Below are 26641 nucleotides of genomic sequence, written 5' to 3' on the forward strand. Positions count from 1 at the left end.
GATGTGTACCTAATGGTTTTACATGTACCATTAGGTACACACGGCGAGCTGCGCGTCAATGGCGAGGCCCCGGGGAGGGGGCGAATCGGCTATCGCTGGCTGATACGCGCGGCTCGCGGCCGTGAAGCCTTTCCCGCGACGCGGCTTGCGTTTAGGTTGAACCACCTGACCGTCATCGGAACGATGCGGCGAAGAACTCCGGCGAGGATCTTTTGCGTTACGTCTCCACCCGCGGTGAAGCCCCGGCCCTGTCCTTCTCCGATGCCCTGCTCGCGGGCCTCGCCCGTGATGGCGGCCTGTATGTGCCCGAGACCTGGCCGACCCTTTCGCACGAGGCCATCGCTGCTCTCGCCGGCCAGCCCTACGCCGCCGTCGCCAAGGCCGTGATTGCCCCGTTCGTGGCCGATGCGCTGCCCGAGCGGGCGCTGGAGCTGATGATTGCCGATGCCTATGCCGGCTTCCGCCACCCGGCGGTGACGCCGCTGGTGCAGGTGGGGCCCAACCGCTTCGTGCTGGAGCTGTTCCACGGGCCGACTCTGGCGTTCAAGGACGTGGCCATGCAGCTGCTCGCGCGGTTGATGGATAATGTTCTAAGCGCCCGCGGTGCCCGCGCCACCATCGTCGGCGCCACCTCCGGCGACACGGGCAGCGCCGCCATCGAGGCCTTCCGCGCGTCCGATGCCGTGGATGTGTTCATCCTGTTCCCCCACGGCCGTGTGTCCGAGGTGCAGCGCCGGCAGATGACCACGGTGGCCTCGCCCAATGTGCACGCCATCGCGCTTGAAGGCACGTTCGACGATTGCCAGGGCCTGGTGAAGGCCATGTTCAATCACCACAGCTTCCGCGATGAGCTGGCGCTGGCGGGGGTGAACTCCATCAACTGGGCGCGGATCGTCGCCCAGGTGGTCTATTATTTCTATGCGGCGACGGCGCTGGGTGCGCCCCATCGCGAGGTGTCGTTCGTGGTGCCCACGGGCAATTTCGGCGACATCCTGGCGGGCTGGGTGGCCAAGAAGATGGGGCTTCCCATCCGCGATCTCGCCATCGCCACCAATGTCAACGACATCCTGGTGCGCACCCTGGACACCGGCCGCTATGAGGTGAAGGGGGTCATGCCCTCCATCTCGCCGTCCATGGACATCCAGGTGTCCTCGAATTTCGAACGCCTGTTGTTCGATGCGGTGGACCGGGACGCCGGCGTGGTGCGCGGGCTCATGGCCTCGCTCGCCCAGTCCGGCAGCTTCACTCTGCCGAAGGAGGCGCGGGCCGCCATCGCCGCGGACTTCTCCGCCGCCCGCGCCGACGAGCCGGAAACGGCCTCTACCATTGCCCGGCTCTACAAGAGCGCCGGCTATCTGGTGGACCCGCACACTGCGGTTGCCTTGACCGTGGCGGACAAGGTGGAGCATGCGGCCAAGGTGCCGCAGGTGGTGCTTTCCACCGCCCACGCAGCCAAGTTCCCCGATGCCGTGGCCGCGGCCACGGGCCATCGCCCGCCGCTGCCGGCGCACATGGCGGACCTGATGACGCGGAAGGAAACTCTCACCGTTCTTCCCAACGATCTCGCCGCGGTGGAGGCCTTCATTCGCGGCCGCGCCCGCATCGCCGCCGGCGCGGCGGCGTGAGGTAAACATGGGCGTGAAGCTTTCGACCCTCGACAACGGAATTACCGTCGTCACCGATTCCATGGAACACCTGGGCACGGCGTCGCTGGGCATCTGGGTGGGCACCGGCGCCCGCGACGAGCGGGAGGACGAGCACGGAATCTCCCATCTCCTGGAGCACATGGCCTTCAAGGGCACACGCCGGCGCACCGCCCGGCGCATCGCTGAGGAGATCGAGCAGGTGGGCGGCGACATCAACGCCGCCACCTCCGTGGAGCAGACGAGCTACAATGTGCGGGTGCTGGGCGAGGATGTGCCACTCGGGCTCGACATCCTGGCCGATATCCTCACCGAGCCGGCCTTCGCGCCCGACGAGCTGGCGCGCGAGAAGGGCGTGATTGTCCAGGAGATCGGGGCCGTGATGGACACGCCCGACGACTTGGTGTTTGACCTTTTCCAGGAGCGGGCCTTTCCGGAGCAGGCGGTCGGCCGCTCCATTCTCGGCACACCGGATACCGTGCGCGGCTTCAACCGCGATCAGCTCGGTGCCTATCTCGCGCGCACCTATCGCGGGCCGCGCATGGTGGTCGCCGCCGCCGGCGCCGTGGACCACGACCAGGTGGTGGAGGAAGCCGCCAAGCGCCTGAAGTCCATCGATGGCGCGGCCAAGCCGGAGCTGCCCAAGGCGGCCTATACGGGCGGCCTTCAGCTTTGCCCACGCGAGCTGGAGCAGGTGCATGTGCTGATCGGGCTGGAGGGCTGCTCCTATCTCGATCCCGGCTATCATGCGCTGCAGGTGCTCACCAACGTGCTGGGCGGCGGCATGTCCTCGCGCCTGTTCCAGGATGTGCGGGAGGAGCGGGGGCTTTGCTACTCCATCTACTCCTTCCACTGGAGCTATGCGGACACCGGCTTGTTCGGAATCTATGCGGGCACGGACCTGAGCGATGTGGGAGAGCTTTCCCAGGCCTTGATCGACCAGCTGTTCGCCGCCGGCGAGACCATCACCGAGACCGAGGTGGCCCGCGCCAAGGCGCAGATGAAGGTGGGCCTCTTGGCGGCGCTCGAAAGCTCTGGTGCGCGGGCGGACCAGCTCGCCCGGCAGATGCTGGGCTTCGGCCATGTCATCCCGGTGGATGACATCGTCGCCAAGGTGGATGCGGTGGATGTTGCGGCGGTGCGGCAGGCGGCGCACACTCTGGTGTCGCAGGGGCGGCCCACGCTCACCGCCCTCGGTCCCGAGGCCGGCCTCGACCCCGCAGTGAAGGCGGTGGAGCGCCTTGCCGCCGCGGGTTCGCGCGCCGTGCCGGCCTGAGTACGCAACAGTTTGCGTGATCTTTGCGCTTAAGGGGTGTGCGGGTTTGAATGAGGTTTGCCTGGCGCCGGCGCGGATCGGCGCCGGCGATGCAAGGTCCAACCGACGAGGCATCGAGTGCGTCGATCATGTGGCCGCTGAGTACGCTCTTCGCGCCGGAAGTGCTGCCCACTGTTGAAGGCGAGAGGGTGTATCTGCGCGTGCCGCAGATGAAGGACTTTCCCGCCTGGCATGATGTGCGCGCGGCAAGCCGGGGCTTTCTGACCCCCTGGGAGCCGATCTGGCCGGCGGACGACCTCACCCGCGGCGCTTTCCGCCGCAGGCTGAAGCGCTATGCGCGCGACATGCTGACGGATGAGGCCTATCCGCTGTTCGTCTTCCGCCGCTCAGACCATCAGCTTTTGGGTGGGCTCACCCTGTCGAACGTGCGGCGCGGCGTGTGCCAGGCCGCGAGCCTGGGCTACTGGATGGGCGCTGCCTATGCCGGGCAGGGCTATATGAAGGCGGCGGTCACGGCCATCCTGCCGGTGGCCCATGAGGTGCTTCACCTGCACCGGGTGGAGGCCGCCTGCATGCCCACGAACCAGCCCTCCATCCGCCTGCTGGAAAGCTGCGGCTTCGTGCGCGAGGGCTATTCGCGGCAGTATCTGTGCATCAACGGCGTGTGGGAAGATCACCTGATGTTCGCCCGCCTGCGTCAGGACGCCATCCGTCCCGTCCGCCGCCCTCGCGAGACCTCGGCGGCGCAGTGATCCGCCCGCGGCAGGCGGGACCAGGGACGGGCCGCTTTTCGGGGCAAGATCAGTTGACGCAAGATCAGTTGGCGGGAGCGCTGGCGGCATCGGAGGGCTGGGGCGCGACGGGCTTCACCAGCTTCTCGATCATCGTGTGAATCGCGGCCCCTGCCTTGCGGCTCTTCACCGCTTCCAGCAGCGGCTGGGCCGCGCCAGACCGTTCGATCAGGCTGAGCGGATCGGCCATGATACGGGGCGCGATCCAGGGCCCCTCGACAAGGAACGGCAGCGAAATCCCTTCTGACTCGTTGCCTTTGGGCGGGCTCTTCAGCGTCGCCTCGCCGGAAAGGTCAAGGGAGCGCTGGGCCACGTCAATGGTGCCATCCATGTCGAGATGCACCTGCCCCCCGTCGATGGCCATGGTTTCGACGGTGGCAAGGCCGTGGCGCAGGCTGGCCTGCACCTGCAACTGGGTGAAGGGGGTGCGCCCGCCGCGGGGATCTGCCGCCGCCGACAGGGGCTGGCGTTGAATGCGCCGCAACAGCTGAGCCACATCGAAGCCAACGATGTCTCCGCTGTCGCTGTTCAGGGCGACGGTGCCGGCGAGACTCTGGGCGATCTCTTGGGCGTTGCGGCCCTCTCCCTGGAGATCGAACTGCAGTGTGCCTGTCCCCTCGAATGCCGTCACCCCGGCAAGGTCGCCCAGCGCCTGCTCAAGGGAAATGTCGGAGCACTCCGCCTCCACGCGCATGGTGAGGCCGGAGGGGTCACCTATGCGCCCGGCCGAGCGCGGCGCGAGGGTCGCGGTGCCCCGGAGCATGCCGTTCCAGCCGCTGGTTTGTCCAAGGGCCAGCACCAGGCGGCCATTCGCCAACACGGCGCTGGCTGCCACGGTGGTAAAAGTCGTGTCCACCGCCGTGACCTGTGCGGCGGACAGGCGCAGATCCAGATCAAACTTGTCGAGGAAAGACAGATCGAATGGCTCGCGATCCCACTCGCGCCCATTGTCCCCCGTGAGCCGCATGCGCCCGTAGGGATTGAGACTGAGCTTGTCGGACGCGAAGGTGCCCTGCACGACAGGGCGCGGCGCGCTCAGCTTCACAAGCAGGCCGCCTTCGCTGCGATTGCCGTCGAGATCGACGACCGTATTGGCGAGCACCAGGCTATGCCCTTCCATGGCGACATGGGAGGTGAAGGAAAAGGCGCCCAGCCCACGGCTGGTGGGAGCCGGCAGACCCACCCAGTCGAGCCACGACCGCAGGGAATCCGCCTCCGCGCTGAGGGTGCCGTCCGCTGTGAGGCGCGTGGCGAAGCCGGCCTGCCCCCGGAAGCGCAGGTTCGCCGTGTTGGAGGCGAGAGACGCGCGCGTTGGGGTGAGGGTGCCGGCCAGGAAGGCCCGCACATCCTCCACGGAAAGGTGTGCTTCTATGGTGGATTCGCGCCAGTCGAACACCGCGGAGACATTCATTCCGGTGCCGCCGGTGACGCGATCGAAGCGCCCGACGATGCCGCTGACGAGTTCGCGGGTCAGTCCCCCCTCGGCGCGCCAGGCGATGGTGCCGTCGACGACGCGCAGCTCCGGGCCGTCCGGCGTTGCCAGAAATGGCACGATGCCCAGCTCAGGCGCGCGCCGCTCGCCGGTGAGTACCAGGGTCGGGCTTTCAAGCGTCACCTCGGACACGACAATGCGGCCGAACAGCAATGGCCATACGCTGATATGGCTCACCACCGCGTCCGCCTCCAGGGACTGGTCATGGGGCAGGGAGAAAGTGACCTTGCGCAGCGTAACGCGCGGTGAGGGCAAAAGGCGAAGGGTGGGCTCGCCGGACACCGTGACACCCTGCTCCGTCGTGCCTGCGACCGCAGCCAGCGCCGCCCGGCGCAGCTCGGCTGCGGGCACAAGCAGGGGCAGCACCACCGCCGCCGCAAGCAGGAGCAGTGCGGCGAGGCCTGCGACGGCCGTTCCAACCAGCACGAGGCGGCGGGTGTTTTCGCCCAGCGTCAATAGTCTCTCTCGAATGATCGGATCTCGGGAAAGGCGAAGCCCTTCCCACACATGCCCAGGGTGCTTCGGATGGGCGCCGGGCGCCGTCCGAAGCCGCGGGGCGCAAAGCCTGCGCCGTTGCCGCGGACACCTATTGGGTCGCGGTGACCTTCCGTGGTTTCTGTGTCCCTTTCATGGCTGCGCCAGGGGGCGCGCCGGGTTGCCCTAAAGCTGTTTGGAATCAGAGTGCTGGACGCAAAAAGCCCGGCGGAAGCCGGGCTTTTCAAGCAAAGCGGTCGAACTGCGAGACGACTCAGTCGTCGAGTTCCCCAATGTGGTGCTGCGCGTAAAGCTGCAGGCCGAGCTTGGCCACCAGGTCGAGCTGGGTCTCAAGGAAGTCGATATGGCCTTCCTCGTCAGCCATGAGCTCCTCGAACAGGTCGCGGCTCGGATAGTCCTTCACCGAGTGGCAGTAGGTCGCGCCTTCCTGGTAGAGGGCCCGCGCGTCCAGCTCGGCGGCGAGGTCCGCCTCAAGGATTTCCTTCACGTCCTGGCCGATCCGCAGCGGGTCGAGCACCTGCATGTTGGGGAAGCCATCAAGGAACAGGATGCGGTCCGTGAACTTGTCAGCGTGCACCATCTCTTCAATGGATTCCGCGCGCCACTTCTTCGCCAGGGCCTTGTAGCCCCAATTGTCCAGCATGCGGTAATGGAGCCAGTATTGATTGATGGCGGTCAGCTCCGAACGCAGCCCTCGGTTGAGGAACTCGATGACCTTCGGATCGCCTTTCATGATGTGCTCCTCATGCCTGGGACGGCATTCCCATCGTTTCTTTAAATTCGTGTTAGATGAATTCTAATTTAAAATCAATACTAGGAAACCACCGTACCCGAGGTGTCCCGGGGCCGGTGGCGGTGTGTTCGCAAATGCTATTCGGCGGCGACGAGACCCGTCAATCCGGCAACGGCGCAATCCTCCGCGCACTCGCCGCAATTGTGGTTCTGCACTTGATCCATCAAGGCGCGGATGGTGCGGGCACAGCGCCCGCACTGCGGTGCGCAGCCCAGGCAGCGATAGACCTCGCTCGGGGTGCGCATGCCCTGCGATGCCGAAACGGCATCGATAACCTGACGGTCTGAAACGACGTTGCACGAACAAACGATCATGGTATTGCCCAGATCAAAGCGATTGGAAGACATCCATAAAAACTGCTTCTGATTATCAATTTACGCAGAAGATCGCGGGCACCGTCAATAGCGCAATGGCGCGGAGCCTCGATTCAGAAATGCTCTAAGTTGAAATGGGCTCGCCGCACCGCACTCCTGCACCGCACAATGGCGCGGGAGGTCGGGCGCGGGAGGTCAAATGTGCGTCAGCGCGGAAGGCTGAGCTGGGTGGTCATCCCCATTTCGAGGCCGCGGCGCAGCTCGAAGGTGGCGCCCAGGGCCTCCGCCTCGGCCGCGAGGCGAGCGCGGCGCATGGGGCGGCCGGCGCGGCTGAAGCGGTCGGTGTCGGTCGCGGCTGACAAGGGGGCCAGGGCCGCCGCGTCGGCGACTTCGTCGACCGGCGGGCCGGCATCGCTGACCTGCAGGATGACGGGTGCGCCCTCGGTCAGCTCGTCACACAGAAGCGAGACGACAATTGCGGTGCGCACCGGCGCGCCGTCGAGGGCGTCCTCGACCATGAGGCGGACCAGCCGGGACAGGCGCGCGGGGTGAGTGATGACCGTCGGCACCTGGTCGATATCCGTGCGCACGGTGACATGGCGCCGGCGGGCGAAGGGCAGCACATAGGCGACCGCCGCAGTCACGATCGGGGCGACCTCGGTGGGCTCAGGCGAGGCGATGGCCTCGGGTTCCGCCAGGGCACCCAGGTCATCCAGGCACTTGCGCACGCGCTCCAGCGCGTCGCGAACCCCGTCCGGGAGGTCGCTCTCGTCATCGGGCGCATAGTCCGCCAGCGTGGCGAGGGAGGGGCTGAGGCTGTCGGACAGCCGCCTCGCCACCCGGTGAAGGCTGGGATCTGCGCTGCTGGCGGAGGAGGGCGCCTCCAGCTCGTCGGCGGTGCCGAGCAATTCCTGCTGCAGTTCCAGCACCGACTCGGGCACCGGCTCCTCTGCGGCGGGCTCGGGCTCCAAGGCGGCCGGTGGCTCCGGCGCTGCGGCAGGGGCGTTGCCCGAGGGTGTGTCCGGCTGCGGCTCGGGGCCGAGCACGAGGCAGAATTGCCCGGTGTCCTCACCCACCGGGGCAAGGCCGGCGAGCGCGTGAAAATCCTCTCCCTCGAAGGGGTGCACATGCAGCACACGGGGCCGGTTCCGCTCCTGCGAAGTGCTGGCGCGATCGAGCCAGCCAATGGCCTCGCCACGCGCCTCGGGTGCAATCACAAGGGTGATGGGCTGGCCGGCGAGCTCCACGGCGGAGAAGCCAAGGCGCGTTTCCGCGGCATTATTGGCAAACAGAATGTGGTGGCTGGAGTCGATCAGAAGGACCGGCCACGGCACCAGATCGAGCGCGGCCCGGCGCGGGCTCTCTTCTTCGTCGAGGGTCGCAGCGGCGGGCTCCGCCTCACGGCGGCGCAGCAGATGCAACTGTGCTTCGGGCCCATAGAACGTGGCCGGCACTTCGGAGGCGTGGACCGGCAGGTGCTCCCCCGAGGGGGTAAGGATGAGCCCCTCGCCGGCTTCATCTTCCTGCAGCACGCCGGGAAGGCCGCCGGCCGCCTCGATCGCCGTCAGGTCCGTCCAGCCCGACCATTGCAAAAAGGTGCGGTTCGCATGCACCAGGCGGCTGCGATCTTCCAGAAGGGTGGCGATGGGCAGTGCATCGAGGATGTCCGCGCCGGCCGGATGCTGGTTCGATAAAGGCGCGGGCTCGGCCGGGAGTGGGGACTCGTCCGGGTGTTCGGCAGGCATGTCGGCGCGTAGGGCTGCTTCCAGCGTGCGGCCGATCTCGTCGAAATAATTGCTCTCGCGCGGCGTCAACCCGCTGAAGGGAACCACATTGGACCAGGGCCGCTCGCTTGGGCGTTCCTGCGGCTTCGCGGCCACGGGCATGCGCACGTCGGCATCCGGCGTCACCTCGAAGGCGGCGGGCGTGGTCTCGGGGCCGGTGGTCCAGCGGCGCATCACGCCGAAGCCACGGGTGGCGAGGCGTCGGCGCGCGGCATCGAGCAGGGGCACGCCCCCCAGCTCCAGCTCCAGGATAACGGCACCGGGCACGGTGACATGGACGCCCGAGAAGCTTGCCCCACGCGCCAGGGCATCAGCCATGGCCTGTCCCGAGACGATTCGGCCGTCATGTTCGAGCTCGGGGAAAGTCGCGCCGATCCAGGCTTCCGCCTGGGCCCCAAGCGCGGAGGCGAGGGACGCGGAGAGACCGCGCAGCCGGTTCTCCGCATCGGTCTCGAAGGTGAAGCGCACGGAGGGTTCCTGCGGCTCCAGGGTCGTATTGGGCGCGGGCGGCTGCGGGGCCAGCGGAGCGGTGTCGGGCCGCGTCTCCACCGCCAAAGCTGGCTCATCGGCGAAGGCGGCGGGATCTGCGAACATCACCACCGGGGCGCCGGACACATCGAGCACGATGGCGCGGAACAGGCGCGGGGTGAGGCTGCGCGGCAGCCGCAGGCGCACCAGTGCGGCGGGGCGCCCGCGCCCTTCGGCGGCCGCTTGGGCCGCCTCGGCGATCTTCGGGGGAAGGTGATGGCCGACGGCGATGCCAAGCCGCACGCAGGCCGCCGTAACACCCAGCACCGCGAAAGTGGACACATCCACGACGAAGGAGGGCAGGTCCTCCCGGCGGAGGGGCGCGAGGCGAGGTTCCGTCAGGTCGAGCGCGCGGGCCTTCGTCTCCGTCATCATGTCCCGTCCGCTGTGGCCGCCGCCGTCGGGCGGTCTCGTGAATGCTGTTTCCGCTGAAATATGGCGCCAAACGGTTAACATGACGCAATCGCGGACATTTTGCCCGCATTTTCATATTGGCGAAGACAAGGCGCGCCATATTACAATCCTCTCGGCACGGCCCAGAGCGCCGTCCCCAATGCCCGAGGAGCAAGCGCCATGACGAAATTCGGTCCGAATCTGGAATTGCCGGCTGAAGTGCGTGCCGTCGCGGAAAAGAATGTCGCCCAGGCCCGCGAGGCATTCGAGACGCTCTTCAAAAGCACGCGCGATGCGGTTGGCGACAGCGAGGGCGGGCTTGAGGAAGTGCGCTCCGGTGCCAAGGACCTGCGCCAGAAGGCGATCGGCCTGATGGAAGCCAATATGGAGGCGGGTTTCGACTTCCTGCAGAAGCTCGTTACGGCCAAGACACCCCAGGAGATGCTCAGCCTTCAGGCCGAATTCCTCTCCAGCCAGGTGGAAAAGGTGGCCGAGCAGGCCAAGACGCTCGGGGCGGACGCCAAGTCGCTCGGCGAGACCGCGGCGCGCTCCTTCGACGAGCGGGCTCGGGTGCTGGCGGATCGGGTGCGGGACCTTTCCGCCGCTGCCGCCAAGAGCGCCCAGAGCGCGGCCGAGGATCTGAAGACCATGGGTGAAAGCGTGATGAACGAAGCCAAGGCCAAGGCTGGCCAGGCCTTCAATCCCACCCAGAAGGGCTGAGGCGTTTACCGCAGTTTTTGTTTTTATTGTGCGGCGCAAGATTGCTTTTGCGCCGCACCTCACCTTCGGCTATATCTAAAGCCGTCGAGGCAAGGCTCCGAACATCTCTATTTCGTGGCCGGTTTTCCGTTTTCCGAGGCTCCTTCCGTTGCGCGGGGGAGGAGTTCTGGAGATCGGCACCGGTTGGAGACCTGCTTTCCTGTGCGAAATGACCCCGCGCGCGGCCCGAGGATGAAATGAGCGATTCCTTCATCAAGGCGTATCAGGACCAGATCGAAGCTGCAAAGAAGGCCTTCTCGGCCAATGGCGTGCCGCCCGTCGAGGTGCCGCCGGCCGTCCGCGAGATCGCCGAGAAGGGCCTCGCCACGCTGCGCGAGAACTATGAGAAGCTGAAGGCTTCGGCCGAGCAGGTGAACTCGACCCTCGAGACCACCTATACGACCGCCAGCAAGGGCATTGCCGAGTACAATGCCAAGGTGCTGGAGGCCATGCAGTCGAACGTGAACTCCACCTTCGACTACTTCAATTCGCTGCTGCAGACCAAGAGCATGGCCGACGCTGTGGAGCTGTCCACCAGCCACGCGCGCAAGCAGTTCGAGACGGTCAGCGGCCAGGCCAAGGAGCTCACTTCCCTGGCGCAGAAGGTGGCTGCGGAATCTTCCGAGCCCATCAAGAGCTCGCTTGAGAAGAACACGCCGGCCGCCTGAGGGCCTCGGCCTGGTCAATCGACGCGTTTTCGCACGGAACATGGGGCGCCCTTCAGGGGCGCCCTTTTTCGTGGCGGCGTCGTAGCCGATCCCTTCTCTGCCGAGCCCCTCTCTCAGGTCAGCTCGCGCATGGCGGCGTCGATGCCCTCGACGGTGAGGGGGAACATGCGGTTTTCCATGATGTGGGCGACAAGCCGGATGGAATCCGTGTAGCCCCAGTGGCTTTCCTGAACGGGATTGAGCCAAACGGCGTTGGGGTAGGTGGCCAGCAGCCGATCCAGCCACACCTTCCCCGGCTCGGCATTGTTATGTTCTACCGAGCCGTTCGCATACATGATCTCATAGGGGCCCATGGACGCGTCGCCCACGAAGATCAGCTTGTAGTCGCTGCCGTACGTGTGCAGCACGTCTTGTAGCGCAATGCGCTCGCTGGAGCGGCGGGCATTGGAGCGCCACACGCTTTCATAGACGCAATTGTGGAAATAGAAGTGCTCCAGATACTTGAACTCTGAGCGTGCCGCCGAGAACAGCTCCTCGCATTGGCCGATGTGCCAGTCCATGGAGCCGCCGACATCCAGGAACAGCAGCACTTTTACCGCATTGCGCCTCTCCGGGCGGAGCTTTACGTCGAGATAGCCGGCGCGGGCGGTCTCGCGGATGGTGCCTTCCAGGTCGAGCTCTTCCGGCGCGCCCACGCGCGCGAACTTGCGCAGGCGGCGCAGGGCCACCTTGATGTTGCGCGTGCCCAGCTCCACCCCGTCGTCGAGGTCGCGAAACTCGCGCTTGTCCCACACCTTCACGGCGCGGAAGTTGCGGTTGCCGTCCTGGCCGATGCGGATGCCTTCGGGATTGTAGCCGTAGGCGCCGAAGGGGGAGGTGCCGCCGGTGCCGATCCACTTGTTGCCGCCCTGGTGTCGCTCCTTCTGCTCCTTCAGGCGCTCGGCCAGGGTCTCCAAGAGCTTGTCGAGCCCGCCCAGGGCCTCGATCTGCTTCTTTTCTTCCTCGGTGAGGTGCTTTTCGGTGAGCTTGCGCAGCCAGTCCTCGGGAATGGAGTGGCCCTGCTCCCCCAGCGCGGCTTCCAGCCCCTTGAAGCACTGGCCGAACACCTGATCGAACTTGTCGAGATGCCGCTCATCCTTCACCAGGCTGGCGCGGGCGAGGTAGTAGAAGGTTTCCACCTGGCGCCCGGCAAGGTCCCGATCCATCGCTTCCATGAGCGTCAGGTATTCGCGCACCGAAACGGGCACGCCTGCGGTCTTCAGGGCCTCGAAGAATGCAATGAACATGGCGCACGGCTCCTTCCCGCCGTAGTGAAGCACGATGGGGCAGGGGCCGCCACCGGCCGGGTCCTCAGGTGGAGAGGATGCCGCGGCTAGCTCCGTCGAGGACGAGGCACGTCAGGCGGCCGGAGAAGACCGCGCCGGTATCGATGCCGATGCGGTTGGCGCGCATGTCGGGCTCGTTCACCGGGGTGTGGCCGTGGACCACCACGTGGCTGAACGCCTCCCGGTGGTCGAGGAAGTCGTGGCGGATCCACAGGCAGTCGCGGCGCTTCTGGTCCTCGATGGCGATGCCCGGCCGCAGGCCCGCATGGACAAAGACGTAATCCCCGCTGACGAAGGTGGTGCCCAGCTTCTTCAGGAAGGTGACGTGGCTCTCGGGCATGGCCCGGCGCCAGCTTTGCCAAAGGTCGTGTTCCTCCAGCTCGTCGGCCGGCGTGGTGAGGGGCGGCAGGTAGGAGAGTGCCGCCGGCCGGCCGCCGACCGAGGTCCAGTGCAAAAAGGCGTCGAACGAGCGGTACGCCTCCAGCATCATGTCCTCGTGGTTGCCGGAAAGGCAGATGGCGCCGCGCTCCTGCTGGCGCTGCATCAGGTTCTCGATCACCCCCGCCGTGGCAGGGCCGCGGTCCACATAGTCGCCGAGATAGACCTCGGTGTGGGCCATGTGCGGGTGGCACGCCTGATCGGCCTCCATCTTCCGCTGCAGCTCCTGCAACAGATCGATCTTGCCGTGAATGTCCCCCACCGCGTAGACCCGCACGCCGTCCGCCACATGAGGAGGCCGCTCCGCATCCAAAGTGGTTCTGTGCGCCGGTGCCTGCACAATGGCCATGGGTGATTCGTCTCCGGTCGATGCGTGTGCGCTGCAGCACCAGTGTACGAGGTGAGTCGCTCGGGCTGTAGTGCGAAAATGAAGGTGGGCGCTGTCGGCTCATAATTTGCCGTGAGTGGTGTTTTGGTAAGGCATCGTCCTGGCGCGAAGGGATAGGGGACCATTGGGGATGGCGTTCGACCTTACGGCGGTGGCCATGATTTTCGAGGCGCTGCTGGGCTATCCCGATGCGCTGGTGCGCCGGATCGGCCATCCCGTGATGTGGATCGGCCGGTTGATCGCCACCCTCGACCGGCATTGGAACCGGCCGGAGCTGTCCGATGGGCGTCGCAGGTTGCTGGGCGTGCTGACGGTTTGCCTGCTGGTCCTCGCCGCCGCCCTTCCCGCTGCGGGGCTGGAAGCCGGTCTGCGCGTTCTCCCCTTCGGCTGGGTTCTCGCTGGGCTGCTGGGCAGCACGCTGGTGGCGCAGCGCTCGCTCCATTGGCATGTGGCGCGTGTGGCCGATGCGCTGGAAAGCGGCGGGCTGGAGGCGGGGCGCGAGGCGGTGAGCCATATCGTGGGCCGCGATCCCCAGCGGCTCGACGAAGCGGGCGTGGCCCGCGCCGCCATCGAGAGCCTTGCCGAGAACTTCTCGGACGGCATCGTGGCGCCCGTGCTGTGGATGGCCGTTGGCGGCCTGGCCGGCGGCGCCGCCTACAAGGCGCTGAACACGGCCGACAGCATGATCGGCCACCTGACACCCCGCCACGCCGCCTTCGGCTGGGCGGCGGCGCGGTCGGACGATTATGTGAACCTGCCCGCATCGCGGCTGGCTGGCGGCCTCATCATCGCGGCAGCGGCGCTGCTGCCGGGGGCGGCGCCGGGCGAAGCCTATCGCGCCATGCGGCGGGATGCGCCCCGCCACCGCTCTCCCAACGCCGGCTGGTCCGAGGCGGCCATGGCGGGCGCGCTGGGCGTAAAGCTGAACGGCCCCAAGGTGTATGGCGGCGTGTTCACGGAGGACGCCTATATGGGCGACGGCCGCCGCGAGGTGACGGCTGCGGACATCCGCCGCGCCCTCCGGCTCTATCGCGTGGCGGACGGGCTGCTGATCGCGCTGGTGAGCGGCCTTGCCGTGCTGACGGCCCTGGCTTGATGGGCCTTTGGTCACGCCGGCGCGGCGGTTGATCGAACGCTGACGGCGGGTGACGGCGGAGGGATGGTCTCAGCCGCCTTTCACCACCATGGGCAGGCCCGCCACCATGAACAGCACCTGATCCGCCTTGCGTGCGAGGCGCTGGTTGAGCCGCCCGGCGGCATCGCGGAAGCGCCGCGCCAGTGCATTGTCGGGCACGATCCCAAGCCCCACCTCATTGGCCACGCACACCGTCAGCCCCCGGCGGCGCGCGAGGGCGTCCTCGAGCGCCGCCGCTTCAGCGTCCAGATCGTGGTCGGCCAGCAGATGGTTGGTGAGCCACAGGGTCAGGCAGTCCACCAGGGCCGGCTGCCCGGGCGGCAGGGCGTCCAGCGTTCGGGCGAGGGCGAGCGGCGTGTCGTGGGTCTGCCAGCCGTCGCCACGCTGGGCGCGGTGCAGGGCGATGCGCTCGGCCATTTCCTTGTCCAGCGCCTCGGCGGTTGCCAGATAGGCCCAGGGACCGGCCTCGGAGGTCACGAGCCGCTCGGCCTCCCCACTCTTGCCGGACCGCGCGCCGCCGAGCACGAGGACGAGCCGGCTCACGCCGCGTCTCCCCAAAGGAGCGATTGTCGCTGGAGCGCCCGGCCTTCCGCCGCCCCACCCTGGGCATTGCTGCTCACCATCGCTTTTGATTCCCACCCTGCCATGCGGATGCCGGCGGCCCGCGCGGCCGGCGAAGTTGGGCGTTCTAGAGCATTTCCCGTTTCCACGGAAACGCGGGAACGCGCCTCGCGCATTCTGCGGACGCCCTTTTCCGCGCAGGCCCCAGGGGGCGCGGGCATTGGCGAATTTAGTGCACCGCGGAAGTCATGATCCGGCGCTATAGTCGCGGCTCGATCACCACGGAGTGACCAGCACAATGGCGGCCGAGCTCACGTTGGAGTGGCTTTCGCGTCTCGTCGGCTTCGACACCACCAGCCGGAATTCCAACCTTGCCTTGGTGGAGGCGGTCGAGGCCTTCTTCGGGGCCCAGGGTGTCGCCTTCGAGCGGGTGGAGGATGAGGCCGAGGGCAAGGCCGCTCTCATCGCCACCATCGGCCCGCGCGATGTGCCGGGCATTGTGCTTTCCGGCCACACGGACGTGGTGCCTGTGGACGGGCAGAACTGGACCAGCGATCCCTTCACCCTCTCCGCGCGCGGCGGCCGCCTATATGGGCGCGGGACCTGCGACATGAAGGGCTTCCTGGCGGTCTGCCTGGGTCTGGTGCCGGAAATGCGCGGGCGGGAGCTGAAGAAGCCCATCCATCTCGCACTGTCTTATGACGAGGAAGTGGGCTGCCTGGGCGTGCGGCCCATGCTGGCGCACATGGTTGCGCAGGGCTACCGGCCGGAAGGCTGCATCGTGGGTGAGCCGACGATGATGCAGGTGGTGATTGGCCATAAGGCCAAGCGGTCGCTGCGCACCATTGTCACCGGCTGCGGCGGCCACTCCTCCCGCGCGCCGGAGCTGGTGAACGCGGTGGAAGCCGCCGCCCTCATCGCCGCGCGGGTGGTGGCGCTGGGCGAGCGCCTCTCCAGCGAGGGCCGGCGCGATCCGCTCTACGACATCCCCACCTCCACCGCCCATGTGGGCACGCTGCACGGCGGCACCGCGCTCAATATCGTTCCCGACCACGCGGCCATGACCTGGGAGGTTCGCGCTCTGCCGGAAGAGGATATCGACGCCCTCGTGGCCGAAGTGGTCGATTATGCGCGCAATGAACTGGAACCGGCCATGAAGGCGCGGATGCCGGAGGCGGGCATCGAGTTCATCACCACCGCTGCTTTTCCCGGCCTGTCGGCCGATCCCGGCGCCCCCATCGCGACGCTGGCGAAGCGCTGGGCGGGGCGCAACGACCACGCGAAGGTGGCCTATGGCACCGAGGCCGGCCTGTTCGTGGAGATGGCCGACATCCCCACCGTGGTGTGCGGGCCCGGCTCCATCGTCCAGGCGCACCAGCCGGACGAATATGTGGACCTTTCGCAGATCGAGGCGTGCGAAAGCTTCGTGCGCAAGGTCATCGATTATTGCGCGTGAGCGCGCAGCTCACACCTCGAATGGGCCATCGCCGTCGCGCCGGGCCCTGTCGGCGTGGAGCTCGCCGCCGGTGGCGACGTTCTCCAGCTCATATTCCTCGATGAGGATGCGCACGCGCTCGGCGGGCAGGGCCAGAGTGCTGGCAACGGCATCTGTGACCGCCGCGGCCAAGGCGCGCTTGTCCTCCAGCGTCGGGCCGCGGGTGATGCGGATGGTGACCACGGGCATCATAAACCCCCTTCTTGTGGGCACTGGCGGCGGCTGCGCGCCTCAGGTGCGTGGCTCAGGTGCGAGCCTTGGCCACCAGGGCGGAGGTGGAGCGCCCCGCCACCAGCGGCACCAGCGCCACGCGCCCGCCCCAGCTTTTGACGAGATCGCCGCCCACCACCTGATCCTCGCGGTAATCCGCCCCCTTCACCACCACGTCCGGCTTCAGCAGGGCGATGGTTTCGTAGGGCGTATCCTCGTCGAACAGCACCACCAGGTCCACGCAGCGCAGCGCACCCATCACGCGCGCGCGGGCGGCCTCGTCCTGCACCGGGCGGCTCTCGCCCTTCAGCCGGCGCACTGAGGCATCGGTATTGAGGGCGACCACCAGCCGGTCCCCCTCCCGCGCGGCGGCTTCCAGCAGCGCGATGTGGCCGGGATGAAGCAGGTCGAAGCAGCCATTGGTGAACACCACGCGGGCGCCCGTCGCACGCCAGCCGGCGATGATGCCGGCCGCCTGCTCGCGGCTCACGAGGGCGCCATCCTCGGTGCCCTCGTGCATGGCCTCCTGCAGCGCGGCGGCGAGCTCCGCGCGCGTCACGACGGCGGTCCCCACCTTGCCGACGGCGACGGCGGCGGCTGCATTGGCGAAATGCACGGAGGTTTCGAGGCTGTGGCCGGAGGCCAGCGACACCGCCAGCGCCGCCAGCGCCGTGTCACCCGCGCCGGAGACGTCGAACACCTCTCGGGCCTTGGTGGGCACGTGCAGCACTCGCCCCTCGCGCCGCCACAGGGTCATGCCCTTCTCGGCGCGCGTCACCAGCACGTCGCCGCCGAACTGGGCGGCGGCGGCCGCCGCCGCGGCGGCGGCCTCCTCGTCGGTGGTGTCGGGAATGCCGGTCGCGGCCGCCAGCTCCAGCCGGTTGGGCGTGACGAGGCTGGCCCCCTGATAGGCCTCGAAGGTGCGCCGCTTGGGATCGACGATCACCGGAATGCCCTCGGCCCGCGCCGCGGCGATGGTGGCCGAGATCACCCGGTCGCTCAGCACGCCCTTGGCGTAATCCGAGAGGACGACCACCCGGCTGCCCTTCACCGCCTCACGGGCGGCAGCCACCAGCGCGTCCTGGGCCTCCTCGGGCGGCGTGCCCTGGGGCTCTGCGTCGATGCGCACGATCTGCTGGCGCCCGCTCATCACGCGCGTCTTGGTGATGGTTGGCCGCTCGGGCATCGCCACGAGGCGGGAGAGGTCGATGCCGGAATAGGGCGCGAGTGCGTCCGCCAGGGCCGCGGCCTGGGCATCCGCTCCCACCAGGCCCACCAGCGTGACCGCCGCGCCGAGCGCGGCCGCGTTGGCCGCGACATTGGCCGCGCCTCCGGGCACGATGCGCTCGGCCCCATGCAGCAGCACCGGCACCGGGGCTTCCGGCGAGATGCGGGAGACGGAGCCGACAATATAGCGATCCACCATCACATCCCCGACGACGGTGATGCGCGGCGCGCCTTGATCAACCATGATGGACACTCACCAGGTTCTTCACGCGACGCCCTCGTCGCGACCCCTCAAATACTCGTTCACGTAGGAATCCACGCCGCTTTCGAGCGAGAGGAAGGGGCGCTTGTAGCCGGCGGCGCGCAGCTTGGTCACGTCCGCCTCGGTGAAATACTGGTAGGCGCGCTGCAGGCTCTCCGGCATGTCCACATAGGTGACGCGCGGCTCCTGCCCAAGGGCGGTGAACACCGCGCGCGCAAGATCCGCGAACGAGCGCGCCTTGCCCGTGCCGACATTGAAGATGCCGGAGACATCAGGGTTTTCCAGCAGCCAGCGCACCACCTCCACGCAATCGGAAACGTGGATGAAATCGCGCAGCTGCCCGCCATCCGCGAATTCGGGGTTGTGGGACTTGAAGAGCGTCACGCTCTCCCCGCGCAGGGCGGCGGGATAGATCTTGTGCACGACGGAGCGCATGTCGCCCTTGTGCGCCTCGCCCGGCCCATACACGTTGAAGAAGCGCAGGCCGGCGAATTGCGGCGGGCGCGGCCCGTCCGCCTCCACATCCGCCATCACCCGACGGTCCACGAACAGCTTGGACCAGCCATAGGGATTCAGGGGCGAGAGCAGGGACAGGCCCTGGGTGGATTCGTCGTCCGTGAAGCCCATGGCTCCGTCGCCATAGGTGGCGGCCGACGATGCATAGATGAAGCCCAGCCCCTTGCGGGTGCACAGGTCCCACAGATCGAGGCTCGCGCGGATGTTGCGGGCCACGATCTTGTCCGCGTCGCGCTCGGTGGTGGCGGAAACCGCGCCCATGTGCACCACGGCGGCCAGGCGTCCGCCCTCCCGCTCCACGAAGGCGTTCACCGTCTCGGGGCGGATCACGTCATGGAGCGCGATGTCGGAGATGTTGCGCCACTTGGGCCCGTCCTCCAGCCAATCGGCCACCACCACGCGGTAGCCGTCATCTGCGGCCGCGCGGGCGATGTTGGAGCCGATGAAGCCGGCCCCCCCGGTGACGAGGAGAATGTCGCGGCTCAGGGCTGCTCGGCGCGTCATGGGGCTAGGGGCCTTTCGCTTCGCCAGGGGTGCTGTGGTGTGCCACGGTTGCGCCCCCACTGTCCATGTGCGTGTCCGCCGGAGGCATCAGCCGGCGAAGAGCTGCCCACACCTCCGGCGCGCGGCGGTCCGCGAGGCAGGGCATGCCATCCCTGGCTTCGGGCGCGATCCGGCAGGTGGTGCTCTGGCAGGGGGCACAGGCGCGGTCACTGCGCAGCTCGGTCACGCGCGGGCCGATGAGCTGCGCCAGATCGGGGTCGGTGGGGCCGTAGAGGCCCACCGTGGGCACCCCGAATGCCGCGGCGATGTGGCCCAGCCCGGTATCGACCGTGACCGCCCCGGCCGCATGGGCCACCACCGGCAGAAGGTCCGCGAGCCCGGCCGGCGGCACCACGCGGGCATGCGGAGCGTCCGCCGCGATCGCCTCGGCCCGGCGGCGCTCCTCGGCGCCCTGGGCGAACAGGGCCACATCATAGCCGGCGGCGCCCATGAGCCCGGTGAGTTCGCGCCAATGGGCGGATGGCCACTCCTTGGTCCGCCATGCGGTGCCGTGCAGCAGAATCATATAGGGCCGCGCGCCGGCGGGCGGCGCGGGCAGCCGGGCGGCGTCGAGGCCGGTGTCGGCGGGCCCCTCAGGCTGCGGCAGGCCGAGGGCCAATGCGAACAGGCGGCGAATGCGGTGGGAAATCTGCTCCACCTCCGGCAGGAAGTGCCGGTGCTGCAGCAGCAGCGAGCCCATGGGCTCGCGGGCCGAGCGGCGGTCGAAGCCATGGCGCTGCGCGCCGCGTGCGAGCCGCGCGACAATGGCGCTCTTCATCAGGCCCTGGGCATCGACGATCACGTCGTAATGCTCGGCCTGCAGGGCTCCGATCACCCGGCCGGCCTCACCGCTCCGCCATGCGGCCAGGGGCGCCTTGCGCAGCCGCCGCAGGGGAAAGGCGATGGTTCGCCGCACCGCCGGATGCAGCCGCGCGATGGGCACGAACGCCTCTTCCACCACCCAGTCGATCTCGATGTCCGGGCGGGCCTTGGCGATGTCCGTCAACGCGGGGAATGTGTGGATGACGTCTCCCAGCGAGGAGAGCTTCACCACCAGGAGCTTCATTGGGCGGCCTGCCGGGCAGCCTCAAGCACCTCCTCGGGGGAGATGCCTTCCAGGCAGGCGAGGGTGCCGAGCGGGCATTCGCGCTTGTGGCACGGGCGGCAGGAGAGCTCCCGCGAAACCACCCGCGCGCGGCGAGAGGCCGGCGGCGTCATTTTCTCCGAGGACGAGCCGTAGATCACCACCAGCGGCCGCTCAAAAGCGCCCGCCACGTGCATCAGGCCGGAATCGTTGGAGATCACCACATCGGAGCTGGCGAGGATGGCGGCCGCGTCGATGAGGCTGGTGCGGCCCACCAGATTGTCAACCGGCACGCCAGAGGTGGCGGCGATGGTTGCGGCCGCCTCCGCGTCCTTGGGGGAGCCGAGCACGCGCACGCGGTAGCCCTCCTTGACGGCAAGGGCCGCCAGCTTGGCGAACTTTTCCGCCGGCCACCGCTTGGCGGGCCCGTATTCCGCGCCGGGGCACAGCACCATGACGGGGCCGGTGCCGGGCAGGGGGAACTTGTCCTGGCAGGTGTCCAGCGCGCCGTCCGGCAGGATGAGGCGCGGGCGCGGCGAAAGGGTCGGCGTACCTTCCGGCAAGGCGAGGGCCACGAAGCGGTCGATGGTGCGTGCGGTCTTGCGCTGCCGGTCGGAGCGCGCATCGGTGAGAAGGGCTGAGCGCAGCTCGCCCTTGTAGCCGACCCGTTCCGGAATCCCGGCCGCGAACGGAGGAATGGCCGCCTTGAAGGCGCGCGGCAGGATGATGGCCTTGCCATAGCCCTCGTCGCGCAGGCCGCGGCCCAGCCGCCAGCGGGCCATGATGCCCAGCTCGCCATGACCCAGGCTCAAGGGAATGGTGCGCCGCACGCCCGGAATCATGCGGGCGATGGGCAGCGCCGCGGGCGGGGCCAGCACATCCACAGGGCGGCTCGGCTCGCGCATGCGCAGAACTTCCACCAGGCTCGCCGCCATGACCATGTCGCCCACCCAGGAGGGGCCGACGAGCAGGACGGGCGATACGGAACCAAAGGCACGCATGGGAGACTCATGGCAAAAGTACCCCGCCTCATGACAAGCCCGGCTCCATGCGTCAAGCGCATCGGCGGGTGGAAGGTGGCGGGGTGCGGTGGGTTCATCCGTTCGGGCGCGCTCGGTCTCGCGCATCGGGGGGAATACCCCTTATAGAGGCCGGCGGGAATGGGACGGCGCGCGGCCGTCCGCGACGAGGCGAGCGATGACGGTTTCTGGCTGGGATTTCTGGATCGACCGTGGCGGCACCTTCACCGACATCGTGGCACGCCGGCCCGATGGTCGCCTGATGGCCCACAAGCTCTTGTCCGAGAACCCGGAAGCCTATCGCGATGCCGCTATCCAAGGCATTCGCGAGCTGATGGGGGTGCCCGTGGGCGCTCCCATTCCGGCCGACGCCATCCATGCGGTGAAGATGGGCACCACGGTCGCCACCAATGCCCTTCTGGAGCGCAAAGGTGCGCCCACGGTGCTCGTCATCACCGGCGGTTTCCGCGATGCCCTGCGCATCGGCTACCAGGACAGGCCGGATATCTTTGCCAAGCACATCGTGAAGCCCGATCAGCTCTATGCCCACGTGGTGGAGGTGGATGAGCGCGTGCGCGCCGACGGCACCACGGAGCGTGCGCCCGACCTCGACCGCGTGCGGGCGGAGCTGGAGGCCGCGCGGGCGGCGGGGGCTGAGGCCTGCGCCATCGTCTTCATGCACGCCTATCGGTTTTCCGAGCACGAGAAGGCGGTGGCGGAGGTGGCCCGGCAGGTGGGCTTCACCCAGGTTTCCGCCAGTCACGAGGTCTCGCCGCTGATGAAGCTGGTGGGCCGTGGCGACACCACGGTGGTGGATGCCTATCTCTCGCCCATCCTGCGCCGCTATGTGGACCAGGTGGCGGGTGAGCTTCAGGGCGATGGCGGACAGTGCCGCCTCATGTTCATGATGTCGTCCGGCGGCCTCACCGATGCTGGCCTGTTCCAGGGGCGCGACGCCATTCTGTCGGGCCCCGCCGGCGGCGTGGTGGGATGCGTGGAGACGGCCCGCATCGCCGGCTTCGGCAAGGTGATCGGCTTCGACATGGGTGGCACGTCCACGGACGTGTCCCATTTCGATGGGGAATATGAGCGAACGTTCGAGACTGAGGTGGCCGGCGTGCGCATGCGCGCGCCCATGATGTCCATCCACACGGTGGCGGCGGGCGGCGGCTCCATTCTGCATTATGACGGGGCGCGGCTGGTGGTGGGGCCGGATTCGGCGGGGGCCAATCCGGGGCCCGCCTGCTATCGGCGCGGCGGGCCGCTGGCGGTTACCGACGCCAATGTGATGGTGGGCAAGCTCAATCCGGACTTCTTCCCGAAGATCTTCGGCCCCGGCCGCGACGCGCCCCTGGATGCGGAGGCCGTGCGCGCGCGCTTTGCCGAACTGGCCGGGCGCATCGGCGATGGACGGGCGCCGGAAGCGGTGGCGGATGGCTTCATTCGCATCGCCGTGGAGAACATGGCCAACGCCATCAAGAAGATTTCCGTGCAGCGCGGCTATGACGTCACCGAATATGCCCTGCAATGCTTCGGTGGCGCGGGTGGGCAGCATGCCTGCCTGGTGGCGGACGTTTTGGGCATGCGCAGCGTGCTCATCCACCCCTTTTCCGGCCTGCTGTCCGCCTACGGCATGGGCCTCGCCGACATCCGCGCCACCCGCCAGCGCACGGTGGAAGCGCCCCTGGACGGGGAGGGCGTCGCCGCCGCCGAAGCCGCGCTGGACATCGCGGCCGAGCTGGTGCGCTCCGAGCTGATGGGGCAGGGGGTGCGCGAGGCGGATATCACCGTATTCCGCCGCGCCCATGTGCGCTATGCGGGCACGGATTCCCCGCTGGTGGTACCGCTCGGCACCGCGGCGCAGATGAAGGGCGCCTTCGAGAGCGCCCACCGCGCCCGCTTCGGCTTCATCGACGCAACCAAGGTGCTGGTGATCGAGGCCATTTCCGCCGAGGCGGTGGGCGGCGGCTCCAAGGTGGAGGAGGCGGAAGGCCCCCTCGTGACCGGCACGCCGGAGCCGGCGACGCGCACGCGCTTCTACTCCCAGGGGGAATGGCACGAGGCTGCCATCTATCGCCGCGCCGATGTGGCGCGCGGGCAGTCCATCACCGGCCCCGCCCTCGTCATCGAGCCGCACCAGACCATCGTCATCGAGCCCGGCTGGGCCGCTGAGGTGACGGCCCGTGACCATCTGGTGCTCACCCGCCGCGAGGCCGCGCGCCACGCGCCGGCTCTGGGCACGAAGGCCGATCCGGTGCTGCTGGAGGTTTTCAACAACCTCTTCATGTCGGTGGCGGAGCAGATGGGGGTGGCGCTCCAGAACACCGCCTATTCGGTGAACATCAAGGAGCGGCTGGATTTCTCCTGCGCTCTGTTCGACGCCCAGGGGCATCTGGTGGCCAATGCGCCCCACATTCCCGTCCATCTCGGCTCCATGGACAAGTCGGTGGAGAGCGTCATTCGCGCCACCCGCGGGCGGTTCGAGCCGGGCGACGTCTATGCCCTCAACGCGCCCTATAATGGCGGCACCCACCTGCCTGACATCACGGTGGTGATGCCGGTATTCGACGCCGCCGGAACGCGCATTCTCTTCTATGTGGCGGCGCGCGGGCACCATGCGGATGTGGGCGGCGTAGCGCCGGGCTCCATGTCGCCGCGCGCCTCCACCATTGAGGAGGAGGGCGTCTATATCGACAATTTCAAGCTGGTGGAGCGTGGCCGCTTCCGCGAGGCGGAGCTGGTGGAGCTGCTCACCACGGCGCCCTATCCGGTGCGCAACGTCACCCAGAACGTGAACGACCTGAAGGCCCAGATCGCCGCTGCCGAGCGCGGGGCAGCCGAGCTGGCCAAGATGATCGCTCATTTCGGGGAAGACGTGGTGGCCGCTTACATGGGCCATGTGCAGGACAATGCGGCCGAAAGTGTGCGCCGCGTCATCGACAGCCTGTCCGACTGCTCGTTCGAGATGGAAATGGACCAGGGCAGCCGAATCAAGGTCACGATTCGGGTGAACAAGGCGAAGCGCGAGGCGGTGGTGGATTTCACCGGAACCTCGCCCCAGCGGCCGGACAATTTCAACGCGCCGGGCCCGGTGACGCAGGCGGCGGTGCTCTATGTGTTCCGGGTGATGGTGGAGGGCAAGATCCCCCTCAATGCCGGCTGCCTGCGCCCCATCCACATCGTGGTTCCAGAAGGCTCCATGCTGGCGCCGGTCTATCCGGCGGCGGTGGTGGCCGGGAATGTGGAGGTGAGCCAGCACGTCACCGATTGCCTGTTCGGCGCGCTGAAGGCGCTGGGCTCGGCCCAGGGCACCATGAACAACCTCACCTTCGGCAATGCGCGCTACCAGTATTATGAAACCATCTGCTCCGGCGCGCCGGCGGGGCCCGGCTTCGACGGGGTGGGCGGCGTGCACACCCACATGACCAATTCGCGCCTGACCGACCCGGAAATCCTGGAATTCCGTTATCCCGTGGTGCTGGAAGAGTTCCGCCTGCGTGAAGGTTCGGGCGGGCGGGGGCGCTGGAATGCGGGCGACGGCACCTTGCGCACCATCCGTTTTCTGGAGGCCATGGATTGCGCCATCCTCTCCTCGCACCGGCGCGTCGCGCCCTTCGGCGTGGAGGGGGGTGAGGCAGGGGCGCTCGGGCGCAATATGGCCCGCCGCCTCGACGGGCGCCAGGAAGAACTGGGGGGCTGCGCGCAGGTGCGGCTGGAGGCGGGCGAGGCGATCACCATCATCACGCCCACCGGTGGTGGATTCGGCGACCCAACCCGGCGCCAGGCGTGACGCATCGCGCGCGGTGGTGGACCGCGCGCGACCTGTTTATTGCCGGATCACTTGTGGATCATCGCCGTCTGTGCCGGCGGCGGGTTCCAGAGTGGGATGATGATGCGACCCCACCCACGGGTGTCGTATCCGCCGTAATTCTCCTCATACACGTCGGTGGTGAGGTAGGCCTGGAGGATGACCGGCCCGAAATCGTAGCCGATCAGGCCACCTACGGCGAACTGGCTCTGCTTTCCGTAAAAGGGCGCGGGACTATTGAGGTCCGTGGAGTAATAGGCCACCGGGCCGATTTCCCATTTGCCGAATTTCTTGGTGGCGGTGAGGTCGACGTTCAGAAAGTCGGGATTGACGGTGCTGGTGTCGCCATCGAACTGGATGCCCCAGATGGCGTTGGCGGTCAGGTTCCAGCCATCGGCCGTATAGCTCAGGGCAAAGCGCTGGTTGAGGGAGGTGGAGTCGAAGCCCACGCCCGTATTCACGCCGACATAAAAGCCGAGAAGGTAGCTGAACCCGAAGCCATTGCCCAGGTCCCATGCCAGCTGCCCGGCAAAGAAGGGGTTGTAGAAGCCGTAGGTATAGTCATTGTTGCCCACACCGACTGTGACGGTTGGAACCGCGGTCAGCAATTGCACGCGGGCGCCGAGGAAATTCACCGGTGTGGCCCAGGCCAATACGGGAATATTCACGCCAACACAGGTGCTGTCGGGCGAAGTATTCCGGCAGCCCCAGTCCGCGGTGTCAACAAAATAGACGCCCTCGGGCAGCGGTGCGCCGGTGGCAAGACCGATGGTCTCGCCGGGCTGGGTCACCGAGCCCGCATGGGCCGCCGGGCAAAAGGCCGCGACGGACAAAAGTCCGCCGACCGCCATTCTCGCGAATGTCGTCATGGCTTCCTCCGATCATGCGCTGCGCCCCGGCCTTCAGGCTCTGTGGGCGTTGGCGCTGGCGTTTCCTGGTTGCGCTCTTGATGGCGCATGTTTCCCACCCGCGGCCCGGCATGCGGCTCCGCGAGGAATGAGATGCGGGCGCAGCCCGCCTGCAGTTTCACCTGCCTTCCGAGCGCGGGGCCCGAAAGGCTTCTTGTGGCAATGGGGAAAGCTTGCGGCAGCGTGTCACGACCCGGTGGCGGCGGCCCTTGAGGGGCGTGTGCCTTGAAATGCCACCTGGGACCTTCGAGGAGATCCGGAAAAGCCCGTCCGCATTCCTTGAAGCCGAAGCTGCACATCTTATAGGCCTGCCCGCGGGCCGGCACCACGCACTTTTCGCCAGCGACAACTGGCGCAGGTCAAGAAACCGCAAAGATGTTGCGTGATGGCAACAAATAAGGAAGCTCTCCTGTCAGAGATTCCATTTTGTCTGGCAGTGCCGCATCATGTTGCTGCATTGCAGGGGGCGCGCATGGCTGGTGACGAACAGGGGCTGGAGTGGCTCAACGGCTTGATCAAGGCGGTGGCGGTGGAGCAGGCACGCTCCATGGTGCAGCACTTCATCATGCGGGATCTGGTGATCCAGATGGCCCAGGCGCAGCCGGATCCCAATAGCTATGTCGCGGCCATGTTCGAGCGCGTGAGCGCGCTGGTGGACCAGTGCGAGCTGGCGGGCAAGCCGGATGTCGAGGCGGAGATGCGCTGGTACGCGGAGCAGTTTTTCACCCAGGCCGGCAATTCCGCCACCCGCTCGTGATGCCTCCTCCAACGTCGGGTCCGCTCCCC

Annotated in this window: 22 protein-coding genes; 9 read left to right on the forward strand and 13 right to left on the reverse strand. The window is 67.6% G+C overall.

The window, feature by feature from the left end; all coding sequences use genetic code 11:
* Nucleotides 1-212 precede the first annotated feature (212 nt).
* From thrC to V5F26_RS13535, 3 genes are all read left to right on the forward strand, one after another.
* A complete protein-coding gene (gene thrC / locus V5F26_RS13525) occupies nucleotides 213-1625 on the forward strand; it encodes a threonine synthase (RefSeq protein ID WP_394057022.1) in 1413 nt (470 codons plus the stop codon).
* A gap of 7 nt (nucleotides 1626-1632) precedes the next feature.
* Nucleotides 1633-2919 carry a M16 family metallopeptidase gene (locus V5F26_RS13530; RefSeq protein WP_394057020.1) on the forward strand — a complete coding sequence of 429 codons (1287 nt, stop codon included), beginning with the start codon at nucleotides 1633-1635 and terminating at the stop codon, nucleotides 2917-2919.
* A 128-nt stretch (nucleotides 2920-3047) separates the two neighbouring features.
* Nucleotides 3048-3671, forward strand: a complete 624-nt coding sequence (locus tag V5F26_RS13535) for a GNAT family N-acetyltransferase (protein ID WP_234050258.1) — start codon at nucleotides 3048-3050, stop codon at nucleotides 3669-3671.
* A 64-nt stretch (nucleotides 3672-3735) separates the two neighbouring features.
* On the opposite strand, the gene V5F26_RS13540 is transcribed toward V5F26_RS13535, so the two are convergent.
* From V5F26_RS13540 to V5F26_RS13555, 4 genes are all read right to left on the reverse strand, one after another.
* Nucleotides 3736-5658 (reverse strand): AsmA family protein, encoded by a 1923-nt coding sequence (locus V5F26_RS13540; protein ID WP_394946169.1) that lies wholly within the window; start codon nucleotides 5656-5658, stop codon nucleotides 3736-3738.
* Between the two features lie 292 nt (nucleotides 5659-5950).
* Nucleotides 5951-6430: a bacterioferritin gene (gene bfr, locus V5F26_RS13545; protein WP_234050260.1), complete on the reverse strand. Its 480-nt coding sequence runs from the start codon at nucleotides 6428-6430 to the stop codon at nucleotides 5951-5953.
* A 137-nt stretch (nucleotides 6431-6567) separates the two neighbouring features.
* The gene (locus V5F26_RS13550) at nucleotides 6568-6837 is read right to left on the reverse strand and encodes a (2Fe-2S)-binding protein (RefSeq protein ID WP_234050261.1); all 270 of its coding nucleotides are present in this window, start codon (nucleotides 6835-6837) and stop codon (nucleotides 6568-6570) included.
* A gap of 173 nt (nucleotides 6838-7010) precedes the next feature.
* Nucleotides 7011-9491: a PAS domain-containing protein gene (locus V5F26_RS13555; protein ID WP_394946170.1), complete on the reverse strand. Its 2481-nt coding sequence runs from the start codon at nucleotides 9489-9491 to the stop codon at nucleotides 7011-7013.
* Nucleotides 9492-9689: 198 nt separating this feature from the next.
* Here V5F26_RS13555 and V5F26_RS13560 point away from each other — a divergent pair, with 198 nt between their 5' ends.
* Both V5F26_RS13560 and V5F26_RS13565 read left to right on the forward strand, forming a co-directional pair.
* Nucleotides 9690-10229: a phasin family protein gene (locus V5F26_RS13560; RefSeq protein ID WP_394057011.1), complete on the forward strand. Its 540-nt coding sequence runs from the start codon at nucleotides 9690-9692 to the stop codon at nucleotides 10227-10229.
* A 236-nt stretch (nucleotides 10230-10465) separates the two neighbouring features.
* Nucleotides 10466-10936, forward strand: coding sequence for a phasin (locus tag V5F26_RS13565; protein ID WP_234050264.1), 471 nt, complete (start codon nucleotides 10466-10468; stop codon nucleotides 10934-10936).
* Between the two features lie 113 nt (nucleotides 10937-11049).
* Here V5F26_RS13565 and V5F26_RS13570 read toward each other — a convergent pair whose 3' ends face one another.
* Nucleotides 11050-12222 carry a vWA domain-containing protein gene (locus tag V5F26_RS13570; protein WP_394057009.1) on the reverse strand — a complete coding sequence of 391 codons (1173 nt, stop codon included), beginning with the start codon at nucleotides 12220-12222 and terminating at the stop codon, nucleotides 11050-11052.
* 64 nt (nucleotides 12223-12286) lie between these two features.
* On the reverse strand, nucleotides 12287-13048 hold the full coding sequence (locus V5F26_RS13575; protein ID WP_394946171.1) for a metallophosphoesterase family protein: 762 nt from the start codon (nucleotides 13046-13048) through the stop codon (nucleotides 12287-12289).
* Between the two features lie 169 nt (nucleotides 13049-13217).
* Here V5F26_RS13575 and cbiB point away from each other — a divergent pair, with 169 nt between their 5' ends.
* A complete protein-coding gene (cbiB, locus tag V5F26_RS13580) occupies nucleotides 13218-14183 on the forward strand; it encodes an adenosylcobinamide-phosphate synthase CbiB (RefSeq protein ID WP_394946172.1) in 966 nt (321 codons plus the stop codon).
* A 69-nt stretch (nucleotides 14184-14252) separates the two neighbouring features.
* Here cbiB and cobU read toward each other — a convergent pair whose 3' ends face one another.
* On the reverse strand, nucleotides 14253-14765 hold the full coding sequence (gene cobU / locus V5F26_RS13585; RefSeq protein ID WP_394946173.1) for a bifunctional adenosylcobinamide kinase/adenosylcobinamide-phosphate guanylyltransferase: 513 nt from the start codon (nucleotides 14763-14765) through the stop codon (nucleotides 14253-14255).
* 316 nt (nucleotides 14766-15081) lie between these two features.
* On the opposite strand from cobU, the gene argE reads away from it, so the two are divergent.
* Entirely contained in the window at nucleotides 15082-16239 is a 1158-nt protein-coding gene (argE, locus tag V5F26_RS13590; RefSeq protein ID WP_394946174.1) for an acetylornithine deacetylase, read from the forward strand.
* Between the two features lie 9 nt (nucleotides 16240-16248).
* Here the strand turns inward: argE and V5F26_RS13595 are convergent, their stop codons facing one another.
* Genes V5F26_RS13595 through waaF form a run of 5 tightly spaced genes read right to left on the reverse strand, consistent with a single transcriptional unit; the run spans nucleotide 16249 to nucleotide 21121 of the window.
* Nucleotides 16249-16470 (reverse strand): tautomerase family protein, encoded by a 222-nt coding sequence (locus tag V5F26_RS13595; RefSeq protein ID WP_394057000.1) that lies wholly within the window; start codon nucleotides 16468-16470, stop codon nucleotides 16249-16251.
* Nucleotides 16471-16522: 52 nt separating this feature from the next.
* Nucleotides 16523-17959 (reverse strand): D-glycero-beta-D-manno-heptose-7-phosphate kinase, encoded by a 1437-nt coding sequence (gene rfaE1, locus V5F26_RS13600; protein ID WP_234050271.1) that lies wholly within the window; start codon nucleotides 17957-17959, stop codon nucleotides 16523-16525.
* A 21-nt stretch (nucleotides 17960-17980) separates the two neighbouring features.
* Complete coding sequence (rfaD, locus tag V5F26_RS13605; RefSeq protein WP_394946477.1) at nucleotides 17981-18967, reverse strand: ADP-glyceromanno-heptose 6-epimerase; 987 nt, start codon at nucleotides 18965-18967, stop codon at nucleotides 17981-17983.
* A gap of 34 nt (nucleotides 18968-19001) precedes the next feature.
* Nucleotides 19002-20102 (reverse strand): lipopolysaccharide heptosyltransferase I, encoded by a 1101-nt coding sequence (waaC, locus tag V5F26_RS13610; RefSeq protein ID WP_394946175.1) that lies wholly within the window; start codon nucleotides 20100-20102, stop codon nucleotides 19002-19004.
* The gene (waaF, locus tag V5F26_RS13615; protein ID WP_394056996.1) at nucleotides 20099-21121 is read right to left on the reverse strand and encodes a lipopolysaccharide heptosyltransferase II; all 1023 of its coding nucleotides are present in this window, start codon (nucleotides 21119-21121) and stop codon (nucleotides 20099-20101) included. Before waaF ends, waaC begins: the two co-directional genes overlap by 4 nt.
* A 196-nt stretch (nucleotides 21122-21317) precedes the next feature.
* Here waaF and V5F26_RS13620 point away from each other — a divergent pair, with 196 nt between their 5' ends.
* Nucleotides 21318-24929 carry a hydantoinase B/oxoprolinase family protein gene (locus tag V5F26_RS13620; protein WP_394946178.1) on the forward strand — a complete coding sequence of 1204 codons (3612 nt, stop codon included), beginning with the start codon at nucleotides 21318-21320 and terminating at the stop codon, nucleotides 24927-24929.
* Between the two features lie 47 nt (nucleotides 24930-24976).
* Here the strand turns inward: V5F26_RS13620 and V5F26_RS13625 are convergent, their stop codons facing one another.
* Nucleotides 24977-25816, reverse strand: a complete 840-nt coding sequence (locus V5F26_RS13625) for a transporter (protein WP_234050275.1) — start codon at nucleotides 25814-25816, stop codon at nucleotides 24977-24979.
* 511 nt (nucleotides 25817-26327) lie between these two features.
* Between V5F26_RS13625 and V5F26_RS13630 the strand changes: the two genes are divergently transcribed.
* Complete coding sequence (locus V5F26_RS13630; RefSeq protein ID WP_234050276.1) at nucleotides 26328-26612, forward strand: hypothetical protein; 285 nt, start codon at nucleotides 26328-26330, stop codon at nucleotides 26610-26612.
* Nucleotides 26613-26641 lie beyond the last annotated feature (29 nt).

The organism is Xanthobacter variabilis (assembly GCF_043831965.2).
Taxonomy (GTDB): domain Bacteria; phylum Pseudomonadota; class Alphaproteobacteria; order Rhizobiales; family Xanthobacteraceae; genus Xanthobacter.

What these genes read in the sequence shown, in the direction of transcription:
- V5F26_RS13595 (WP_394057000.1), bottom strand. Translation starts at nt 16,470, where the DNA reads ATGATGCCCGTGGTCACCATCCGCATCACCCGCGGCCCGACGCTGGAG.
- V5F26_RS13620 (WP_394946178.1), top strand. Translation starts at nt 21,318, where the DNA reads ATGACGGTTTCTGGCTGGGATTTCTGGATCGACCGTGGCGGCACCTTC.
- V5F26_RS13530 (WP_394057020.1), top strand. Translation starts at nt 1,633, where the DNA reads ATGGGCGTGAAGCTTTCGACCCTCGACAACGGAATTACCGTCGTCACC.
- argE (WP_394946174.1), top strand. Translation starts at nt 15,082, where the DNA reads ATGGCGGCCGAGCTCACGTTGGAGTGGCTTTCGCGTCTCGTCGGCTTC.
- V5F26_RS13550 (WP_234050261.1), bottom strand. Translation starts at nt 6,837, where the DNA reads ATGTCTTCCAATCGCTTTGATCTGGGCAATACCATGATCGTTTGTTCG.
- waaC (WP_394946175.1), bottom strand. Translation starts at nt 20,102, where the DNA reads ATGAAGCTCCTGGTGGTGAAGCTCTCCTCGCTGGGAGACGTCATCCAC.
- V5F26_RS13565 (WP_234050264.1), top strand. Translation starts at nt 10,466, where the DNA reads ATGAGCGATTCCTTCATCAAGGCGTATCAGGACCAGATCGAAGCTGCA.
- V5F26_RS13560 (WP_394057011.1), top strand. Translation starts at nt 9,690, where the DNA reads ATGACGAAATTCGGTCCGAATCTGGAATTGCCGGCTGAAGTGCGTGCC.
- V5F26_RS13570 (WP_394057009.1), bottom strand. Translation starts at nt 12,222, where the DNA reads ATGTTCATTGCATTCTTCGAGGCCCTGAAGACCGCAGGCGTGCCCGTT.
- V5F26_RS13630 (WP_234050276.1), top strand. Translation starts at nt 26,328, where the DNA reads ATGGCTGGTGACGAACAGGGGCTGGAGTGGCTCAACGGCTTGATCAAG.
- cbiB (WP_394946172.1), top strand. Translation starts at nt 13,218, where the DNA reads ATGGCGTTCGACCTTACGGCGGTGGCCATGATTTTCGAGGCGCTGCTG.
- V5F26_RS13555 (WP_394946170.1), bottom strand. Translation starts at nt 9,491, where the DNA reads ATGATGACGGAGACGAAGGCCCGCGCGCTCGACCTGACGGAACCTCGC.
- waaF (WP_394056996.1), bottom strand. Translation starts at nt 21,121, where the DNA reads ATGCGTGCCTTTGGTTCCGTATCGCCCGTCCTGCTCGTCGGCCCCTCC.
- V5F26_RS13575 (WP_394946171.1), bottom strand. Translation starts at nt 13,048, where the DNA reads ATGGCCATTGTGCAGGCACCGGCGCACAGAACCACTTTGGATGCGGAG.
- rfaE1 (WP_234050271.1), bottom strand. Translation starts at nt 17,959, where the DNA reads ATGGTTGATCAAGGCGCGCCGCGCATCACCGTCGTCGGGGATGTGATG.
- V5F26_RS13535 (WP_234050258.1), top strand. Translation starts at nt 3,048, where the DNA reads ATGTGGCCGCTGAGTACGCTCTTCGCGCCGGAAGTGCTGCCCACTGTT.
- bfr (WP_234050260.1), bottom strand. Translation starts at nt 6,430, where the DNA reads ATGAAAGGCGATCCGAAGGTCATCGAGTTCCTCAACCGAGGGCTGCGT.
- V5F26_RS13625 (WP_234050275.1), bottom strand. Translation starts at nt 25,816, where the DNA reads ATGACGACATTCGCGAGAATGGCGGTCGGCGGACTTTTGTCCGTCGCG.